At 64.2% G+C, this 18,826-nt stretch carries 22 protein-coding genes, 1 tRNA gene and 1 pseudogene; 7 read left to right on the forward strand and 17 right to left on the reverse strand.

What is annotated here, in order from left to right; genetic code table 11:
* Positions 1–169: 169 nt before the first annotated feature.
* Positions 170–895: a DnaJ domain-containing protein gene (locus tag JQ621_RS16870; protein WP_212235810.1), complete on the reverse strand. Its 726-nt coding sequence runs from the start codon at positions 893–895 to the stop codon at positions 170–172.
* 168 nt (positions 896–1,063) lie between these two features.
* On the opposite strand from JQ621_RS16870, the gene tehA reads away from it, so the two are divergent.
* Entirely contained in the window at positions 1,064–2,059 is a 996-nt protein-coding gene (gene tehA, locus JQ621_RS16875) for a dicarboxylate transporter/tellurite-resistance protein TehA (RefSeq protein WP_212235811.1), read from the forward strand.
* Positions 2,060–2,065: 6 nt separating this feature from the next.
* On the opposite strand, the gene JQ621_RS16880 is transcribed toward tehA, so the two are convergent.
* The 3 genes from JQ621_RS16880 to JQ621_RS16890 all read right to left on the reverse strand — a co-directional run bounded on the left by JQ621_RS16880 (position 2,066) and on the right by JQ621_RS16890 (position 5,098).
* Positions 2,066–2,821 (reverse strand): VWA domain-containing protein, encoded by a 756-nt coding sequence (locus JQ621_RS16880; RefSeq protein ID WP_212235812.1) that lies wholly within the window; start codon positions 2,819–2,821, stop codon positions 2,066–2,068.
* Between the two features lie 153 nt (positions 2,822–2,974).
* Positions 2,975–3,835 (reverse strand): alpha/beta fold hydrolase, encoded by an 861-nt coding sequence (locus tag JQ621_RS16885; RefSeq protein ID WP_212235813.1) that lies wholly within the window; start codon positions 3,833–3,835, stop codon positions 2,975–2,977.
* A 339-nt stretch (positions 3,836–4,174) separates the two neighbouring features.
* Complete coding sequence (locus tag JQ621_RS16890) at positions 4,175–5,098, reverse strand: division plane positioning ATPase MipZ (RefSeq protein ID WP_212235814.1); 924 nt, start codon at positions 5,096–5,098, stop codon at positions 4,175–4,177.
* Positions 5,099–5,370: 272 nt separating this feature from the next.
* Here JQ621_RS16890 and JQ621_RS16895 point away from each other — a divergent pair.
* Positions 5,371–5,502 (forward strand): annotated as a pseudogene (locus JQ621_RS16895) (pantoate--beta-alanine ligase); the annotation flags it as partial.
* Between the two features lie 78 nt (positions 5,503–5,580).
* Here JQ621_RS16895 and JQ621_RS16900 read toward each other — a convergent pair.
* From JQ621_RS16900 to JQ621_RS16920, 5 genes are all read right to left on the reverse strand, one after another.
* Positions 5,581–6,021 carry a DUF1489 family protein gene (locus JQ621_RS16900; RefSeq protein ID WP_212235816.1) on the reverse strand — a complete coding sequence of 147 codons (441 nt, stop codon included), beginning with the start codon at positions 6,019–6,021 and terminating at the stop codon, positions 5,581–5,583.
* A 42-nt stretch (positions 6,022–6,063) separates the two neighbouring features.
* Positions 6,064–7,065 carry a hypothetical protein gene (locus tag JQ621_RS16905; RefSeq protein WP_212235817.1) on the reverse strand — a complete coding sequence of 334 codons (1,002 nt, stop codon included), beginning with the start codon at positions 7,063–7,065 and terminating at the stop codon, positions 6,064–6,066.
* Positions 7,066–7,222: 157 nt separating this feature from the next.
* Positions 7,223–7,414 (reverse strand): hypothetical protein, encoded by a 192-nt coding sequence (locus JQ621_RS16910; RefSeq protein WP_026312695.1) that lies wholly within the window; start codon positions 7,412–7,414, stop codon positions 7,223–7,225.
* A 202-nt stretch (positions 7,415–7,616) separates the two neighbouring features.
* Positions 7,617–7,985 carry a YidB family protein gene (locus JQ621_RS16915; protein ID WP_212235818.1) on the reverse strand — a complete coding sequence of 123 codons (369 nt, stop codon included), beginning with the start codon at positions 7,983–7,985 and terminating at the stop codon, positions 7,617–7,619.
* A gap of 136 nt (positions 7,986–8,121) precedes the next feature.
* Positions 8,122–8,784, reverse strand: a complete 663-nt coding sequence (locus JQ621_RS16920) for a glutathione S-transferase family protein (protein WP_212235819.1) — start codon at positions 8,782–8,784, stop codon at positions 8,122–8,124.
* 121 nt (positions 8,785–8,905) lie between these two features.
* Between JQ621_RS16920 and JQ621_RS16925 the strand changes: the two genes are divergently transcribed.
* Positions 8,906–9,619 carry a DUF599 domain-containing protein gene (locus JQ621_RS16925; protein WP_212235820.1) on the forward strand — a complete coding sequence of 238 codons (714 nt, stop codon included), beginning with the start codon at positions 8,906–8,908 and terminating at the stop codon, positions 9,617–9,619.
* A 53-nt stretch (positions 9,620–9,672) separates the two neighbouring features.
* Here JQ621_RS16925 and JQ621_RS16930 read toward each other — a convergent pair whose 3' ends face one another.
* The 4 genes from JQ621_RS16930 to mgtE form a co-directional block, all read right to left on the reverse strand.
* Positions 9,673–10,566: a hypothetical protein gene (locus JQ621_RS16930; protein WP_212235821.1), complete on the reverse strand. Its 894-nt coding sequence runs from the start codon at positions 10,564–10,566 to the stop codon at positions 9,673–9,675.
* 49 nt (positions 10,567–10,615) lie between these two features.
* Complete coding sequence (locus JQ621_RS16935) at positions 10,616–11,434, reverse strand: aldo/keto reductase (RefSeq protein WP_212235822.1); 819 nt, start codon at positions 11,432–11,434, stop codon at positions 10,616–10,618.
* A 151-nt stretch (positions 11,435–11,585) separates the two neighbouring features.
* The gene (locus JQ621_RS16940) at positions 11,586–11,918 is read right to left on the reverse strand and encodes a helix-turn-helix domain-containing protein (protein WP_212236022.1); all 333 of its coding nucleotides are present in this window, start codon (positions 11,916–11,918) and stop codon (positions 11,586–11,588) included.
* 97 nt (positions 11,919–12,015) lie between these two features.
* Positions 12,016–13,437: a magnesium transporter gene (gene mgtE, locus JQ621_RS16945; protein WP_212235823.1), complete on the reverse strand. Its 1,422-nt coding sequence runs from the start codon at positions 13,435–13,437 to the stop codon at positions 12,016–12,018.
* A 75-nt stretch (positions 13,438–13,512) separates the two neighbouring features.
* On the opposite strand from mgtE, the gene JQ621_RS16950 reads away from it, so the two are divergent.
* Positions 13,513–14,319 (forward strand): polysaccharide deacetylase family protein, encoded by an 807-nt coding sequence (locus JQ621_RS16950; protein ID WP_212235824.1) that lies wholly within the window; start codon positions 13,513–13,515, stop codon positions 14,317–14,319.
* 194 nt (positions 14,320–14,513) lie between these two features.
* Positions 14,514–15,806 (forward strand): polysaccharide deacetylase family protein, encoded by a 1,293-nt coding sequence (locus tag JQ621_RS16955; RefSeq protein ID WP_212235825.1) that lies wholly within the window; start codon positions 14,514–14,516, stop codon positions 15,804–15,806.
* Positions 15,807–15,810: 4 nt separating this feature from the next.
* Here the strand turns inward: JQ621_RS16955 and JQ621_RS16960 are convergent, their stop codons facing one another.
* Positions 15,811–16,185 carry a hypothetical protein gene (locus JQ621_RS16960; protein WP_212235826.1) on the reverse strand — a complete coding sequence of 125 codons (375 nt, stop codon included), beginning with the start codon at positions 16,183–16,185 and terminating at the stop codon, positions 15,811–15,813.
* 223 nt (positions 16,186–16,408) lie between these two features.
* Between JQ621_RS16960 and JQ621_RS16965 the strand changes: the two genes are divergently transcribed.
* Together JQ621_RS16965 and JQ621_RS16970 are read left to right on the forward strand one after the other, a co-directional pair.
* Positions 16,409–16,666: a hypothetical protein gene (locus JQ621_RS16965; protein ID WP_212235827.1), complete on the forward strand. Its 258-nt coding sequence runs from the start codon at positions 16,409–16,411 to the stop codon at positions 16,664–16,666.
* A 282-nt stretch (positions 16,667–16,948) separates the two neighbouring features.
* On the forward strand, positions 16,949–17,620 hold the full coding sequence (locus JQ621_RS16970; RefSeq protein ID WP_249125344.1) for a transglutaminase-like cysteine peptidase: 672 nt from the start codon (positions 16,949–16,951) through the stop codon (positions 17,618–17,620).
* Here JQ621_RS16970 and JQ621_RS16975 read toward each other — a convergent pair.
* The 3 genes from JQ621_RS16975 to JQ621_RS16985 all read right to left on the reverse strand — a co-directional run bounded on the left by JQ621_RS16975 (position 17,617) and on the right by JQ621_RS16985 (position 18,727).
* A complete protein-coding gene (locus JQ621_RS16975; protein WP_212235828.1) occupies positions 17,617–17,985 on the reverse strand; it encodes a helix-turn-helix domain-containing protein in 369 nt (122 codons plus the stop codon). The genes JQ621_RS16970 and JQ621_RS16975 overlap by 4 nt on opposite strands.
* Positions 17,986–18,223: 238 nt before the next feature.
* Positions 18,224–18,308: transfer RNA gene (locus tag JQ621_RS16980), tRNA-Leu, on the reverse strand.
* 176 nt (positions 18,309–18,484) lie between these two features.
* Positions 18,485–18,727, reverse strand: coding sequence for a FliM/FliN family flagellar motor switch protein (locus tag JQ621_RS16985; RefSeq protein WP_011088012.1), 243 nt, complete (start codon positions 18,725–18,727; stop codon positions 18,485–18,487).
* Between the last annotated feature and the right edge of the window lie 99 nt (positions 18,728–18,826).

Below are 18,826 nucleotides of genomic sequence, written 5' to 3' on the forward strand. Positions count from 1 at the left end.
TTGCGATGCGGCGGCGCTGGAAGCTGTTCTGCGACAACCTCTCGTCAAGAATTTACGGTTAAGACTTTCCTCAAGGGATCGACCACGCCGACAAGGCGGGCATCGGGGCGACGGCAAACGGAGCAGGCGGAGCTGACGCGGTACGGGCGTTTGTGGCGTGGTGCCGGAGTTAGCCGTTATGCGTACGAAGCAGAGTATCCTTGGCCTCGTTTACCCGAGCAGCGAGATACGTCGAGCCCCCCTGGTCGGGATGCAGTTTCTTCATGAGGGACTTGTGCGCCCGACTGATGTCGTCGCGCCCCGCGCCCGGCTGCAGGCCAAGGATCTGATAGGCCTCCTCCGTCGTCATTTTACCGCTCGCCGACGTGCGGCGCTGCCTCCCTGCCGCGTCTCCCTGCGCGTTCTGACGCCAAGCGGGAAACCGGCGGTCCAGATAGCTTTCAAGTAAGGCCACGCTCTCGGCGTCAAACGCCGGGACCATCGCCAGCAGGCCAGCCAGATCGAACTCGTCGAGACTGCGCCCGGCGTACGGCCCGGCGACGATCTCACCCGATAGCTGACCGGACTCGTGATCAAGCCGCATGTCCAGGAATTGCGAGCGGACGCGCGAGGCCTGACCGGACGCGCGCGTTGCACCACCGCCGAACAGGCTCCCAATATTCCCCAACCCGGCATTGGCCAGCGGCGCCCAGCCAAGCAATCCGGCCCCAAACAGTCCGAGCGGGATCGCCACCGCCAGTTCGCCCCGCAAGCCCGTGAAGGCGGCCACCGCAAGCGCGACGACGCCGCCCCCAACCTTGATGGCGCGTGCCAGCACAGCCGGATTGGCAGAGCGGAACATCTGCAGCAGCATATAAAGCGTGATAACGGCAACGAGGCCAGCGATCAGGGTCATGGCGCGAATATAGTCGCGCCGTTGTCAAAAAGCATGGTGTCCTTCCCTCGGTCTACGATCGGACGGTGACACCAGCGCTTCTTTTGCGGATAAGCACTTCACCCAATCATTCCAGCTCTCTCTGCCGTGACGAAGGTCAGGAATGATGAGGAGGCTTTGGGGAAGACCATGAGCATGGGATACAAGCCACCGATCGTGCCGGCCGCCTTCTTCGGCATTGTCCTCGGCCTTGCAGGTCTCGGTAGTGCCTGGCGTGCCGCACACCAGGTCTGGCACCTGCCGGCGATCGTCGGCGAAATCATTCTTGCCCTCGCCTCGGTCGTCTGGGCGGTTCTGATTGCGCTGTTCGCGCTGCGCTGGATTTTTGCACGCGCCGAGTCGCTTCATGAAGCCCATCACCCGGTCCAGTGCTGCTTTATCGGCCTCGCCGGCGTCTCCACCATGCTGATCGCGCTCGCCGCGGAGCCCTATTCGCGTCTCGTCGCCCTCAGCCTCTTCGGGCTCGGCTCAGCCTTCACCCTCGGTTTCGCACTTTGGCGGACGGGACTATTGTGGCGCGGCAACCGCGATCACACTGCGACAACGCCGGTCCTCTATTTGCCGACCGTTGCGGGCGGCTTCGTTACGGCCGGCGTCTCGGCGGCGCTCGGTTATCCCGATTGGGGGCAGCTCGCATTCGGTGTCGCACTGTTCTCCTGGTTCGCGATCGAGTCCGTTCTGCTGCATCGACTTTATATCGTCGAGACCCTTCCCATCGCACTTCGTCCGACGCTCGGCATTCAGCTCGCACCACCGGTGGTCGGCGCGGTCTCCTATCTCGCGATCAATGGCGGTGTCCCGGACATGTTCGCCCATGTCCTCGTCGGCTACGGGCTGATGATGGCGCTGCTGCTGCTTCGCCTGCTGCCCTGGATCATGGAGCAGCCGTTCTCGGTATCCTATTGGAGCTTCACCTTCGGCGCCACGGCGCTTGCGATCGCCCCGATCCGCATGGTCGGCCACGGCGACACCGGCGCGATTGCGCTGCTCGCGCCCTATCTGTTCGCGGTCGCCAATGTCGTAGTCGGACTGATCGCGCTCGGCACGTTGCGTCTGATCATACAAGGACGCTTGCTGCCGCCGCCCGTCGCGGCACCGTCTCCGCCGCAGGCAGCACCAGCCTGACTGCTGCTACTTCATCTGCCCGATCAGCTGCGCCGCGCCGCTCGCTGTCTTCGCCAGTTTCAGCAATGCCTCGCGGCCGCCGGCTGCATAAGCCGCAGCCGCCCGCAACAGCGCGCGCAACTGCGCCGCCGCGCCCGGATCGAACCTGCACCAGGCGCCGCCGGTCAGGCGCGCGATCTCGCGAAACGCCTGTTCGGCGACCGCGTCATGGCCTTCCTGAAACAGGAACACCGGCACCCTCAGCATCCCAAGCTCGCCGGCCCTGGCGCAGAGCGCGTCGACCTTCTCCTCCATGGCATCGCCGACGAACACCACGGCACGCACACCCGATGCGACCGCCTCGCGACGCGCGTCGGAGAGCACCCTGCCGATCTGGGTGTCGCCGCCGCGGCAATCGATCTTGCTCATCAACGTCGCAAGTTTGCCGCTGTCGGAAATCCACCCCGTGGCGCGGCATTCGTTGTAGCCCCGATAGTAGACAAGGCGGATGTCGAGGCTGCCCAGAGCCGCGGCCTCGCGAAACATGTCCGCCTGAAGCGTGCAGGCCATGTCCCAGGTCGGTTGCCTGCTCATCGTTGCATCGAGCGCGAAAATCAGCCGGCTCTTCGCGCCGGGTGCATGCGGCGAGAGCGCATGTGCTTTGGCGACGAAGGCAGCGACGTCCTCCGACGTCGAGGTCTTTGCCAGGGGCAACGCGCCGTCGTCATCGGCCTTCGCCGACAGGGCGTCGCCATGACGCAATTTGGTGGGATCGTCGGGCATCGGTGATCCGTAATCGCACTTGGCCTGAAGCCATCAATGTGGAGAGCATGCCCTGCCCGGTCAATGTGCAAAGCCTCCGCAGGCCGGGGCCTGCGGAGGCTTTGAAACGCGTGTCTTCTCAGATCAGCCGTTCTAAGATCAGCTATTCTAAGATCAGCCCTTGGCCGGCGCCATCAGAGCAACCGGGCCGGGCTCCAGGATCTTTGGCGGAGCGGAACGGGTGTCGACCGGCGCGAGCGCACTGTCACTGTCGTTCAGGAACTTATCGAGCATGCCCTGGATCGAGTTCTTGGCATCGTCGGGACCGGTGTCGCGCATGTCGTTATGCTGGAATTCGGTCTTCACAACCTTAATACCGGCCTTCTCGCACTCTTCGTCGGTCGGGATCACGCCCGGATCAGTCTTGAACTCCGGATCCTTGGAGCGGAACGACAGAATCTTGAACTTGCCGGCGGTCACGAAGGGCACGCGGAGATTGTCCAGTGTAACGACCTTCTTGACCTCATCCGGATACTGCTTGGCGAAATACATCGTGATGTCGCCACCCATGGAATGGCCGACCATCGTCACTCTGTCGTAATCAGCGTTGGGCTGAACCTTCTTCATCTCCTGCATCGCCAGATGGATGTTGGCGACGCCGCGCAGGATCTGCGGCAGACGGCCGACATAGAGCTCACCGGGCTTGGTCACCATCGGGGGATCGGTCGGCAAATCATGCTGCGGGCTCACGACGAGATAACCGCGCGCTGCGAAAATGTTGGCAAGAAAGCCGTATTCGGTGTTCTTGACGGTGTTGCCGTGATTGATCACCGCAACCGGAAGCGTGATCATGCCGGCATTGGCCTGCATTTCCTTGTCGCGGCGGATCGCGATGTCGACAGGCACGGGACGGTTGTCGCGCGAAGGGTCGTAGAATGTGATGGTCTCGTGCTTGATGGCCCACTTGCTCGCCGTGAAATAGGCGACGCCGAAGAGGGCTCCGACCGAAACCAGAACGGCAATTCCACGCTTCATTTTCGTCCTCAGCCTCAGGCCTTTCGACCTGATCCCTGTTGAAAATCGTGTTGTTCGAGGAGCTCTTCGGCCCCTTCGCGCCTATTCCCTAATATATGTCACAGCCGCGTGACAGGAAGGCCAAATATTGTGATCCGGCAGCCCTTTCATTGTGCGACGCACACGTTTGGTAGGCACCCCTGTTCTGATACCGGTACATCAGGTGCAAGTGACCATCCGACGCAACCTGTCACAACCAGGTTCAATTTCACGGTGAACGCCTGGTGAAAACGGCTTTGGGCGCGTCGGGTTCCCGCGCGCACCGGCCGCCATGATCGACAGGAAGTAGCAGCGTACCGCCTACGCCCCGAGGATATCGTGAACCTCGAGCGGCTTATCCACCTGGTTGAACCATTCGGCGCGATTTGCCGCACGGCGGCGGCCACGCTCGTCGAGCGGCAGCTTGAGCTGGCGGAGCAGGCTCGTCACCTCCTCCCGCGCGGTGAGATGGCCAAGATTGGGCCGCATCCCGAGCGTGGCCTCGTCGATCTCGTCGAGTGCCGTCAGGCCGCGCGGGAAGAACTCGCGATAGACGACGCGCTCGGCGAAGCCGTCGATGTAGCGGAAGCCGAGTCGAAGCGACAACTCCTTCAGCCCGTCGGCGACGAGCTGCTTGTTACGCGAGCCGAGCATCGACAGGCGGTTGCGCACCACGATCCAGTCGGTGGTCGAGCCGTCGAGCTGGCGGCGCTTGCGCCTGACGTCGCGCACCATCTCGGCGTAATGGCTTTCCCCCGTCACGGCGTAGTTGGCGGGATCGACGGTCCCGAGCACGTCGAAATCGAGGAAGCTGTCGTTGATCGGCGTGACCAGCGTGTCGGCCATCGAATGGGCCAGCCGCATCAGATAGCTGTCGGTGCCGGGCGTATCGATGACGATGAAGTCGAAGCTGCTCTCGACCGCCGAGACAGCCTCCATGAACTGCTGGAACTCGGAATTCTCGTTCTCGGCGATCTGCATGGTCTCGCCGAGCTTGATGCAGCGATGCACCGGCAGCTCAAGGTCGAGCTTGGTGCGGCGTGCCCAGGCGGACCGGTTGTTGATGTAGCGGGTGAAGCTTTGCTGGCGGCAGTCGAGGTCGATGGTAGCGACGCGCTGGCCGGCCTTCAGGAGCGCAACGGCGATGTGCAAGGCGGTGGTCGATTTGCCGGAGCCGCCCTTCTCGTTGCCGAGCACAACGACGTGCGCCGAGCCGGATTGGCTTTGGCTAGCCTGCACAAGCATGGCGATCCTCAACACCCCTGAACAATATCTTCGAGTTGGCCGCGTCTGCGGTCAAGTGAAATGCGTGACAGGATGACGAAATCACAGTGCGTTGGTCGTCATCATCAATCGCATCGTGGTGTTGCGTCTGTGATCCAGCCCACAATGGCGCGACGACCTCGCTGCAGGAAATGCTGTGCCTGATGTCGATGTGCGGCGTCCACGACCGCCGCTCGTTAAGGTTAGCCGGCCGCGCGGCTGGCGGCGCCCACCCCCAGCCTTCCCAAGCTCTGATGTCACGAAGCCCCTTGATCACCCGCACGGTGCCCGCCCTGCGACGCGCCGACGACCTTGTTCGCAAACGAAAGGCCACGGTCGCGCTGACAGCGACCATGGGAGCACTCCATGACGAGCATGTGTCGCTGGACGCCCGGCCCATGAATCCCGAAGGCTTCACCAACGGTGGCGAGGCTGACATCGTCAGACCGCCGTAAGCCTCTACGTCAGAGCAGTCCGAGATCGCGCAACTCGCGCCGCATCGGCTCAGGCATCGCCGCGATGGTGCCTGCGGCGGACTTGCCGAGATCGGGCGGCACGGAATCGTCGGTGAGATAGCGCCAGCCCTGGAACGGCCGCATCGGCCGCGGCGACACCGAGATCACTTTCGGCTGCATCACGATCCGGCAGCGTCCGATGCCGTCCTTGTCGCGGAACGGCTCGATGCCGATGATTTTTTCGCGCGCAGCGATCTCGCCCTTGATCACCCAGTAGAGCGAGCCGCCCGCGAGGATCTCGACGTCACGCTTGGGCACCATGCGCGTGATGTGGATGTGGTGTTGCGGCAGGCCTTTTTTCTTGGCCGTCCGCATCCGTTCGGCGACCCATCCCTTCAATTCCTTGACGGAGTCGCAGCCGACGGCAAGCTTGATCAAATGGAGTGGCATGGCCCAGCATTAGCGGGCCATGCGCGCGTTTTCAAAGCCGAACTACTCGTTATCCGCAGCCGCGGGAGCCGAGCCCGGCGGCGGTGCAAGGGGAACCGGCGCGGCAGCCGGTGCGCGCGCCGCCTTCGATGCGGGCGGCTTCTTCGCAGCCGGGGCCGCGGGCGCTGCAGCCTGTGCCGAAGTCGCAGCCGATCCGCGCGGCGCCGGCGCAGCCGCGGGCGACGCGGCCGTATTGGCCGGTGACTGGCGCGTCGTCGCGGTGGGCGGCTCAGGAGTCATGATGCTTACCGGCGGGGTCGACGCGGCGCTCGGGAACTCGGCATTGGTCGGCTTGCCCGTCGGCATCGTTGGCGGCAACACGGCGATCGGGTTGGGCGGCAGCGCTCCCGGCGCTGCGGCGGGCGAATTCCAGCCTGGTGCGTAGCGCGCGACCAGCTGATCATAGAGATGAGCGTCCATGTTGGCGGCGACCTGCTGCTGATCGGTCAAGGAGCGGAACGCGGCGCAGTCGAACTGCGTGCAGCCGTCGCGCGCGACCAGCACCTGGGCAACGAGGCCGTAGCGATCGTGCTCCAGCGACTTCCGCAGCACCTTGATGTCCAGCGTCAGGTTCTTGTCGGCGGCCGCGACATCGCCGAGCGCGGTCAGCCGATCGATCCGTGCCGCCGTATAGGCGACGGCCGCAGCAGCGGTGTCCGGCGCGCCGAACAGCGCCTTCTCGCAGCCCACGGCAACGGCATCACCGCCGAGATCATCGAGGCAGGACAGCGCCGGCAGAGTCGCCGTCACCATGGTTTGCGTGCGCGCCTCAGTCGGGGCCGCCTGACCCACCGGTCCGTAGATGCGCATCGTGGCGGCCACGGCGATGCCGATCGACAGCAGCGTGATGACGGTTAGCGCACCGTTGGCGACCGATTTCTCGGCGCGCAGCAGCGTGATCAGCAGGATCAATCCGAAGAAGCCGGCAGCCGCCAGCGTCATCCACATCGGAAAAGCTGGCGAGCGCCAGATTTGGTCGAGCGACGAGGCCCATGCCCAGTTCATGCGCGATGTCCCCTCACGCGAGCAAAGAGCTGATGGTCAAGCGAGCACCGCGAGTCGGCAACTGCCCCCGGCCCACCTTGTCGAGCCGAAGCTGGCCTTTTGACGGCGAGGCGGGCAAATTCGGCCGCGATGTCAACGCGCAGCGACGTTCAGCCAATTACGAGAGCGCGAGCTGGCTTTCCTTGGCGACCCGTTCAAAGGCTTCGGTTGAGCTCTTGATGCGGTACTGGCAGTCGTCGCCTTCCGTCGGCAGCAGGCGAATGACCTCGTACGAGCCACTCGCAGCCGGGCGCGCGACGTTGCTGGCAGTGAACAATACGCGCGTTCCCACGGGAAATTTATGCTTCAACGCCCATCTCCATCACTCAAACAGCGCCGGCCGTGCCCAGGGTCCCACTGCGACGGACCGGCTGAAAACCCGGCCCGACCTATAGCACGCGATGCGGCGTTTTGGCCAGCAGTATGCAGGCATGGCAAATGCGCCAAACCCGGAGTGTTTTCAGGTTGATAGAGGGGGAACCGGGCGTCCGGTGATACCGCCGGGATTCCCCCTAGGCGCCGTGGGGCAGGTGCCCATTCGGGCTTGCCTGATCCACGGCCTTGGGCAGCTCCTGGGCCAGGATCTCGCCGAGCTGGTCGACCGGGATGTTGTAGCGCGCGGCGAGCTGACGGACGGTGTCGCTGCCGAGCACGGCACGGAGCTGGTCGGCCGAGATCGGCAGGTTCTGGCCATTGCCAAGCCAGGATTTCACCTGGTCGCCGAAGCCCGCCTGCTGAAGCTTAGCCACGATCGCCCCCAAGCCGCCCTGATTGTTGCTGCCCATCACCTCCCCCAGCACGGCCGGCAGGACCGCAGCGCCGAGCTGGCCGAGCGCGCTGCGCAATGCAGGATTGTTTTCCAGCGAGTCCAGAATTCCCATGACCGTCCCTCTCCTGAGCCGTGTTCCCTCTGATTGAGCGCCGCGAGCGGCCATGCCGTCAAGCCGCGCTCAATCACATTTCAACCGAGCATGATCGGTCGGAGAACCAGTCCACTTCTCCCGATCATGCCCGTCATCACACGTTCTCGAACTTTTCGATGACAAGCGTTTCGGCGAGGCCATCGCGCGTCCATTCCTGGAACGCCGGCATCGCCATCATCGTGTCCATATAGGCCTGGGTGTCCGGGGCGACGTCGATCGCATAGGTCCGGAAGCGGTGCACGACCGGGGCATACATCGCATCCGCCGCCCCGAAGCGGCCGAACAGGAACGGTCCGCCAGCACCGTAGCGGGTCCGGCACGTGCGCCAGATCTCCTGCACGCGCGCGACGTTGGCCTTGGCATCCGCGGACAGCGTCACGGCCCGCACCGGACGGTGCAGGTTCATGCCGCATTCGCTGCGCAGGGCCATGAAGCCGGAATGCATCTCGGCGCACACCGAACGGGCGAGCGCGCGGGCGGCAACGTCGTCGGGCCACAGCTTCTTTTCCGGATAGCGCTCGGCGATGTATTCGATAATGGCGAGCGAATCCCACACCGTGATGTCACCGTCGACCAGCACCGGCACCTTGCCGGCGCGGCTGAAGGACAGGATCTGCTCCTTGTCCGCGGGATTGTCGGTGTAGAGCGGGATCAGGGTCTCCACGAACGGGATGTCGCTGGCGCGAAGCGCGAGCCAGGGCCGCATCGACCATGACGAGTAGTTCTTGTTGCCGATCGCGAGCCTGAGCGCTGCCATGTCACTGGTCCTTCCGGGGCATTGGATGCGGCTGCTTTTAACGCCATCGCCTGCGGCCAATCAATCGTTGCCGCAACCCAGCATGCGTGGCAATCGTTGCGATCCTCGCGAGGAGAGAGAGATGAGCAGGCATTGGGTCGACATCACCGCCGTCGGCTTCTTCATCATCGAATGGCTGGTCTATGCCGTGACGCTGGAACACTCCGCCTATGGCCGCGACAGCCTGTCGGCGCGGATGAACCGATATCGCGAGGTCTGGGTGCGCCGCCTGCTCGACCGCGAGGCGCGCATGGTCGACATGCAGATCATGGCCTCGCTGCAGAACGGCACCGCCTTCTTCGCCTCGACCAGCCTGTTCGCGCTCGGCGGCGCGCTGGCGCTGCTGCACGCCACCAACGACGCCATTACCATTCTCGGCAAGCTGCCGATCGATCTCAGCACCTCACCTGCCATGTGGGAGCTGAAATGCGTCGGGCTGGTGCTGATCTGCGTCTACGCGTTCTTCAAGTTCGCCTGGGCTTACCGTCTGTTCAACTATGTCGCGATCCTGTTCGGCGGCATGCCGCCGGCCTCGAAACGCGACACGCCGGAGGCCGAGGCCCATGTCATGCGCACCACGCGGGTGTTCGAATCCGCCGGCCGCCACTTCAACCGCGGCCAGCGCGCCTTCTTCTTCGCGCTCGGCTATCTCGGCTGGTTTGTCAGCCCCTGGGTGCTGTTCGTGACCACGGCCGCGGTGGTGATCGTGACCTGGCGCCGGCAGTTCGCGTCCAGCGCCTGGGCCGCGATGGCGCCGGAGGTTGTGGCGGGCGACGGACAGAAGCCCGGTCATTGATACGGCCGTCCCCAGGACAAGCTGCCGCGCTCGGGCGCGGCGCAGCACTGCGGCTACGATCCGCCGAAATCCCCCGGCGTGAACGAAAGGTCCATCACCTTCCATTCCTCGTACTTGTCGGGCGGCAGCATCTTGTAGGGTTGACAGGCTTGCATCGCGCTCATCGCGGATTTCACGACGGCGACGCCCTTTGTCGACGGCGGGGCTTCGATCAGGATCGGCGGGCGCGCCAGCGTGCCGTCGGTGGCCATCACCGCGCGCAGCCTGATGCGGACGGCATCGGTCGGAGCGACCCCGGCGGGCAGCTTCGAACAGTTCCTGAGGTGACGGCGAAGCTCGGCGATGACCTCGGGCGGCAGCTTGGCGGCGATCGAATCATTGGCACCGCCGCCGTCATCCTTGGGGGCGTCTTTCGGCGCAGGCGGCAAGTCGGGCGGCAGGCCAAGTATCACCCCATATTTCAGAGTGACATCGGGCTCCGGTTGCTTATAGGCCGGCGGCGCGGCCTGTGGTTGCGGCATTGCGGGCGGTGGCTGCTGTGAAGCCTGGGGCTGAGGCGGCGGCGCTTGGGACGGCTGTGGCTGCTTCTGCTGCGGCTCGTGGGCGGCCTGCTTCTGCTGCGTCGCCGTCTTTTCCGGCGGCTTTTCTTTGGCCGCAGGCTTGGCCGCTGCCTCCATCTTGTCCTTGTCGGTAAAGTCGAGCTTCGGCAGTTTCAGGTCGGGGAGCGGCTCCGGCGGCTTCTCCTTCGCGACCTCCTGGGCCTTCTCTTCAGCCTTGGCCTCCTCCTGCTTCACCTGTTCCGGCGTGACGATATCGACCGCAACAGTCTCGGGCGGCGCGGGATGAAACGGATGGACCTCGCTGATCGCGATGATCAGCACCACCAGCGTCAGATGCGCGATCGCCGACGCCGCAATGTCCGTCCGGATGATTTTCCGCAGTTCCATCGCCCGATCATGGGTTGCCGCTTTGCTCCTAGCATACAGCGGCTTCCTCTCAATCCCATTTCGGCGCGAAGCCGAAATCGGTCAGGCGCCCCTTGGGGCTGGCCAGCGCGGCGACCTCCGCCATCTCGTCGGCCGAGAGCTCGAAATCGAAAATCTCGATGTTCTCGGACAGACGTTCGACGCGCGAGGTTCTGGGAATGGCAGACACATTCTGTTGCACCAGCCAGCGCAGGCAGACCTGCGCCGCCGTCTTGTAATGCGCCCGGCCGATGGCGGCGAGCGTGTGGTCGGCCTTGATACGCCCCCTGGCGACCGGGCTGTAGGCAACGAGCGCCATCCCATGCTGGTCGCAAGCCGCCTTCACCTTCGTCTGGTCGAGATAGGGGTGATATTCGACCTGGTTGCAAACGAGCGGCTCACCCGACAGAGCGGCCGCCTGCTCGATCAGTGCCACCGTGAAATTGGAAACCCCGATGTGGCGCGTCAGGCCCATGCGCTTGGCATGCGCCAGCGCGCCCAGCGTCTCTTCCAGCGGCACGTGCGGATTGGGCCAGTGCAGCAGCACGAGATCGACGTGGGGAAGCCGCAACCGCACCAGGCTCTCCTTGACCGACCGTTCGAGATCGTGGGGCGTAAAATGGTTGGTCCAGACCTTTGTGGTGACGAAGACGTCGTCGCGGCGGACGCCGGAGGCGCGCAAGCCCTCGCCGACCTCGCGCTCATTGTCATAGACCTGCGCCGTTTCGATGTGGCGGTAACCCAGCCGCAGCGCCTGCTCGACCACGCGGGCGCAGGTTCGCCCGCTTAGCTCCCAGGTCCCGAGCCCGATCGCCGGGATTTTCGCGCCATTGGCCTCGACGAACAGCATGAGGAATCCTCTCTGTTGCGGCAGCCCCGCTCGCCATTATGGACCCGCTCCGCCGGAGTGCAACGGATGACGCCGGCCGCCAGATGCGGATCTTCGGCGCAATGCAAACGGGAGGTTCGTATCGGGCCTTGTCGTATCAGGCCTGGTCGCGTCAGGCCTTGGCGAGCGCCTGGAACACCGTGTCGGGCGCATGTGCGATCACGGCCAGCAGCGCGCGGGCGGGTCCGCGCGGGGCGCGCTTGCCCTGCTCCCAGTTGCGGATCGTCTCGACGGGCACGCCGAGCTTGGCGGCAAATTCCATCTGGGTCAGACAGGCGCGCCGGCGTAAATCGCGAACCGCGAGCGAGCCGGCCTCTGCCGGCGGCGTTTCGACCGCAGGCTGGACCGGAGAGGGCTGGACCGGAAACGGCTGAACAGGAAGCTCTTGCCCGTCCCGCAACTCAACGACCCGCCCGTCCGCCTTCAGCCGTAACCGCATGCTTATTCCCCCAAGCGGCGCGATGATGCGGCAGGTCGCTTAAGGTCGGATTAAAGATGCTCTCGTGCCCCGGACGCGGCGCAGTGCGCCCGGGACACGAGTCCTACTTCAGCCCGAACCACAACGTCGCGATGCCGAGGAAGGAGAAGAAGCCGACCACATCCGTCACCGTCGTCACGAACGTGCCTGATGCCACGGCCGGATCGGCCCTGACACGTTCGAGCGCCATCGGGATCAGGATGCCGCCGAGCGCGCCGGCGACCAGGTTCACGATGATCGCGAGCCCGATGACAACGCCGAGGCCGGGAATCTTGAACCAGACCACGGCCGCAATGCCAGTGATCACGGCAAAGGCGAGACCGTTGATGAGACCCACCAGCGTCTCGCGGACCACCACGCGCCAGGCATTGGAGGAGCCAAGCTCGCGGGTCGCGAGGGCGCGCACTGCGACTGTCATGGTCTGGGTCGCGGCATTGCCGCCCTGGCTGGCGACGATCGGCGCGAGCACGGCGAGCGCCACCATCTGTTCGAGCTGGCCTTCGAACAGGCCGAGCACGGACGACGCCAGGAAGGCGGTCGCGAGGTTGATCAGCAGCCAGTTGAAGCGACCGCGGGCAATCGTCAGAAACGTGTCCGACAGCTCTTCGTCGCTGGTGACGCCGCCGAGGGCCTTGAGGTCTTCATCGGCCTCCTCCTCGATGACGTCGACGACGTCGTCGACGGTGATGACGCCAACGAGGCGGTCCTGGGTGTCGAGCACCGGTGCGGCGACGAGGTTATATTTGCCGAACATGCGCGCCACCTCCTCCTGGTCCTCCAGGACGGAGACGCGGCGCCGATCCTCGTCGGTGAGCTCGGCCAGTGGCACCGGGCGACGTGCGCGGAGCAGCACGTCGAGCGGCACCGCACCCTGCCAGTGCCGGTCCTTGTCGACGACGTAGATCTCATAGAAGCGGTCAGGAAGATCGGGCGTATCGCGCATGTAATCGATCGCCTGCCCGACCGTGAAATCCTGCGGCACGGCGATGAACTCGGTCTGCATCCGCCGGCCGGCGGAGTTCTCTGGATACAGCAGGCTGCGCTCGAGCGCGACGCGCTCCTGCAGCGGCAGCTTCTCGAGGATCTCCTCCTGATCTTCCTCGTCGAGGGTTTCGAGCAGCTCGACCGCGTCGTCGGATTCCAGTTCGCGGACGCCCTCGGCCACCGTCTCGGGCGGCAGCTCGTCGAGGATTTCCTCGCGGACGGTCTCGTCGACCTCGTTCAGCGCGGAGAAGTCGAAGTCCGCGCCGGTCAGCTCGACCAGGCGGACGCGATCATCGGGTGCAAGCGCCGCGATGAGATCGCCGAGGTCGGCCTCGTGCAGATCGGCCACACAGGCACGCAGCGCAGCGCTGTCACCGGCCTCGATCGCGCGGGCGATTTCCTCGACGAACTCCTGCCGGATTTCGCCGTCTTCGTTGCGCATCGGGACGTGGTCGAGTACCAATGTCTCGGCGGGCGCAGCACCATCGATATGTTCATCCATGGAACGCCTCGCCGTCTGACAGGTTGATGGTTGGGCTGACGGTCAGGGAATACCCACAAGACAATCGCGAGCGCAATGGCAAAGATGCACCCGCCGAAATGGACCTCGATCACGACGGGCCTGGCTCTCGCCACCCTCACGGCGATCGGCTCGGCCCGGGCCGCAGACTGCCCGCGGAGCGATGCACTCGGCACCTCACGGGTGCTCAGTGTCGATGCGAAGACCACGCCCCGCGTTGGCCTGAAAAGTTTTCCGCAGACATTGCCGCTCGCCGATCATGAAGTGGTGCTGACCTTCGATGACGGTCCTCGTCCGCCGTCGACGAACAAGGTGCTGGCGGCGCTGGCGCAGGAATGCGTACGCGCGACCTTCTTCCTGGTCGGCCGGAGCTCCACCGAATTTCCGGACCTGGTCAAGCGCATCGCCCGCGAGGGTCACACCATCGGCCACCACACCTGGTCGCATCCGTACATGGCGCGGATTCCGGCCGATACCGCGAAGTACGAGATCGACCACGGCATCGCCGCGGATGAGAAGGCGCTGAACGGGGTCGCAACGACGACGCCGTCGACGCCGTTCTTCCGCTTCCCCTATTTCGAATCCACGCCGGCTCAGCTCGATCAGCTCGAGCAGCGCGGCATCGTTGTGTTCGGGGCCGATTTCTGGGCCAGCGACTGGAACGACATGACGCCGGAGCAGGAACTCAAGCTGATCACCGACCGCGTGACTGCCGCGCGCAAGGGTATCATCCTGTTCCACGATGCCCAGCCGCGCACGGCGGCCATGATGCCGGACTTCCTGCGGTGGCTGCGGGAAAACGGCTATCACATCGTCCACATCGTGCCGGCTGGCACATCGCAGCAGAACGCCGACGCGCATTGATGCCGGAATGTCACGCCTGACCAAAATGGGGTGATTTGAGCCCTATTAACACTCTGTTCATGCTACGCCATGCATTGATTGCGGGGCGTCTTGAGCGGAACCTTGGGCGAGAAACGTCTTTGCGCCTGAACCGTTTCCGGGCATCTCCGACCTACGGATATTGCACGCGACGTAGATGAGGACAGACGGAATTCATGATCGAAAGTAGCGTTGTAGTTCGGACGCGATCGTGGACCGTCCTGTCGGCTGCCCTGCCAGCTGTCGTGCGAGCTGTGTTGTTCCTGGGGGTGCTGACCACCGCCTCGACAGCAGCGTTGGCCGCCGAATGCCCGGGCCATCCCGACGCGCTCGGCACCTCCCGCACCCTCGTCGTCGATCCGCGCGAGCATCCGCGCATCGGCACCATGCAGTACCGTGAGACGCTGCCGCTGAAGGACCATGAGGTCGTGCTGACCTTCGACGACGGTCCGCTGCCGAAATATTCCAATCAGGTGCTTCAGATCCTCGCCGACGAGTGCATCAAGGCGACCTTCTTCATCATCGGCGAGCAGGCCAAGGCGAACCCGGAGGGCGTGCGCAAGCTGGTTGCAGCCGGTCACACCGTCGGCACGCACAGCATGACCCATCCCCTGACCATGGACCGGATGCCAATCGACAAGGTCGAGGCCCAGGTCGATGGCGGCATCCAGTGGACCTCCGCGGCGATGACGGACCCGTCCAAGCTCGCGCCGTTCTTCCGCATTCCCGGCCTGATGCGCGCCGATGGCGTGGAAAATCTTCTGATCTCGCGCGGCATCCAGGTGTGGAGCGCCGACTTCCCGGCCGACGACTGGCGCCACATCTCGCCGGATCGCGTCTACCAGCTCGCGATCCAGCGGCTGGAGGCCAAGGGCAAAGGCATTCTGCTGCTGCACGACATCCAGGCGCGCACCGTGGCGGCGCTGCCAAAGATCATCCGCGACCTCAAGGCGCGCGGCTATCGCATCGTGCATGTCGTGCCGGCAACCGCCGACCAACCGGCAACACCGACGACGACCGTGGAGTGGCTGCTGCATCCGCCGACGGAGACGACGCCGATTGCGCGCTGGCCGGCTGTCCCGAATTTCGTGTTCACGCAGACCGCAGCGATGCCTGCGCCCGGTCTTGCCGACCTCAACACACAGACTGCGCACCCGCCGCTGGTGCTGCCGCGCATGACCATGGCACAGGCCGATATCGCATCCACCCTGCCCGCCCCCGGCCGCGATCTCTTCACGATCCCCGAGGGCTCGGTCGAAGTTCTGTTGTCGGCGACCTTGTCGCGGCGCGCCGCCACCCGGCTCGCGATGGCGGCCGAGGCACCGCGCGCCAGCAAGCGCAACGCGGGGAAGATTCAGGCGCGCCGAACCGCGCATGCCGGCCACGCCGCGCCGAAGCACGCGGCTCAGGCCAAGAGCGCAGCGCCGCGACCGACCCGGCTCGCAAGCTTGAAGAAGCGCCCGCAGTAAACCTTCACTGCCGGAAGATGGCGGCGACACAGAGCAGCACGATCAGCGCCAGGAAGAACAGGTCCATGTAGGACTTGATCTCGCCGTCACGGCGCAGCCGCGCGACGTCGGTGACGATTTGCTTGCGGGCTGCTGTGCCGCCCGCACCGTCATTGATCGGCGCCTGCAGACGCCTCGTCTCCGCCTCCAGTTTCTCGATCTTCTGGAAGAAGTAGAACGCCCGCAAGGTCGAGGCCGCGCGCATCCCGCTATAGACCAGCACGAGCACCGCAAGCAGCGCCCGGTACTCATACTTCTCCATGTAGTTCAGGCCGAAATAGACCAGCGTGAGGAAAACGAAGTTGGTCAGGAAGCGGTAGACGAAGCTTAGAAAGACCATGCTGGCTCCAGCGAAGAGAGGTCGCGCGAGGTCCGTCTACGCCGCTTTTGTTTCAACGAGGCTACGATTGCCCGCACGCCGCCGCCTTTTATCCACGCGCCGCCATAATGCAAGCGCGAGCCGCAGGCCGCCGCCTGTTCCACGCGCCCTCCGCTGCGGCTCGATGGAGATTCGATGGAAGCTACGATAGACTGCCGCCGCCGCTTACGCGTGAGGTCTGCCGATGCCGAAAAAGGGAATCACGGGCCACGACGACTGGGTTATGACCGAAGCGCTCGCAACCGCCCTGGTCGCGCTGGAGCAGCTTGAGACGAAGCACCAGCCGAGCGCGCATATGGATGACATCCGCAAGATGCTGTCGCACGGCAAGGAGCCGACCGCGGTGCGCTTGCACCTCGCCCAGGCCAAATGCCGCCTGTTTCCGGAGACGGATCCGCTGGAAATCTACAAGGAATACGGCATCGGCGAGGAATATGGCTAGGCGATCTGCCTGCCTCTCCCGCGGCCCCATCCGACGTCATTTCAACGGCTTGCCATCGATCCTTCAGGCTCAGGCTTCACCTGAGCCGCGCGTGCATTAATCGAAACCACACCATGACCAATGGGCTGGGCCTTCTTCCTCCGAGATCGATTCAATTTGAGGCAATGGTTTAGCGGCATCGCGAGGTCTGTCTGCGAGCCTCCCGTCCGGACGCCGATGGGGGCAGGCATGACCGGATCTTGCAGGACGCAACTCAACACCGCCGCACGGATTTGCCGGTGGATGATGGCTGCCGCCGCCCTCGCCGCCGCCGCGCTGAATGGTGCGCCGGCCCACGCCTTCCTGGTCCGCCCGGCGCTGTTCGCCGCGATCGGAAACGCCACAAAGGCTCCGAACGGATGGTTGCAGCTCTGCGCCAGCAATGCCGAGGAATGCAAGCCGGCCGCCGACCAGGCCCGCGACGTGACGTTGACGCCGGACCTGCTGCAACAGCTCTATGACATCAACAAATACGTCAACGACCGCGTCACCTGGACCAGCGATGCCGAACTCTACGGTACGAGTGAACGCTGGGCCTATCCGCTCGACCGAGGCGATTGCGAGGACATGGTGCTGCTCAAGCGGCGGATGCTGGCCAAGGCCGGCTGGCCGATTGGCGCCTTGCTGATTACCGTCGTCGAGGAGCGCGGCCAGGGCAAACAAGGAGAGAAGACGCGTCACGCGGTGCTGACCGTCCGGTCGGACCGCGGCGAAATGATCCTCGACAACCAGACCCCGGAAATCCTGTTCTGGTACGAGACCAGTTATCGCTATCTGTTACGGCAGAGCGCGACGGACCCGAATGTCTGGGTATCCTATGGCTCCGATCTGGCCAGGCCAGTGGCGGCGATGCCCGTCCCCGTGTCCAGCTCCTCGCCTTTGGAGCTGCCTCCCCCTCTGGGGATCAAGCCCTAGCCCTTCTCGGGGCGGCGAAGCCGCGGCTCCTGCCGTGCACGAAGTTGCTCTTCGTACTTCAGCTTCTCCAGCAACATGTCAGTAACAAGACGTCGCAATTGGGCGTTTTCCAACTCCAGCTGCCTGATGAGCTGTTCGGAGCCAGCCTTATGCTGGGAGAGCGAGCCGCCATTGACCCCGCCGTCCGATTCGTCGTCCATCGACGGGACCGGAGATCGGAGCATCTTCTTCCAGCGGTGGTAGGTCATCACGCTGACGCCGAGCGCCTTTGATATCTCGCGCTGGGTCTTGCCCTTGGCCGCTAGTTGATCCGCCTGGGCCAGCTTGTCCGATATTTCCCGCGAATCATGCCGCCTGCCGACCATCTCCACCCTCTTCAAACAATGTCCCTGACCACCCTAGTAAGCGCGGCAAGCCAACCTTTTCAATATGGTTATAAAGAGTTGGGCTGCCGCTGATCGGCACCGAAACACGGCATCGTGGCATTGAGCAATACCAGAGGTCGTATTGCAACAAATGGTCGAGAACGGAACAGATGGTCTGGGGTTAAATGGACATCCACGGAAGCCCGCGGATGCAGTTCGACAATCAGCAAATGCCTAATGGTGCGCTCGGAGGGACTCGAACCCCCACTCGGTTAAGAACTGCCACCTCAAGGCAGCGCGTCTACCAGTTCCGCCACGAGCGCAAGAAGATACCGGCCTGAGGTCGTTGGCTGGCCGGATCAGCGGCCGCCGATCTAACAAATCCATCAGGGGGATACAAGTCTGCAAAGACCCTGAATTCCACAAGCTGGTCAGGAAAGTCGCGATCCTCGTCCGGATCGGCCCAATCAGGCCGCCAGCGGGTCCGCGGGCCCCGGCCCTACCGGGTCCCAGGCGTCCGCGGCAACATTTGTTTGACCTCGACCGCAATCCGGTTGCGGTCGACCAGCACAACGCCGGAGGCGACCGGCAGATTGTTGGCGAGAACCTTGACCTCGTCGGCCTCGGTTGCATCCAGCTCGATGATGGCGCCGCGGGAAAGACGTAATACTTGATGGATCGGCATGGTGGTCGTCCCGAGGACGACCATGAGATCCACGGTGACTTTATCGAGTGTGGGCACTGTCAGGACCACCGCAACTGGGGACTACACCAAGGAACTTGAACCAGGGACTGGAAGCAAGGACTTGGAATTTGCGTCCCATCATCACCACGTTATGGT

Source organism: Bradyrhizobium manausense (assembly GCF_018129685.1).
GTDB classification, from domain to species: Bacteria; Pseudomonadota; Alphaproteobacteria; order Rhizobiales; family Xanthobacteraceae; genus Bradyrhizobium; species Bradyrhizobium manausense_D.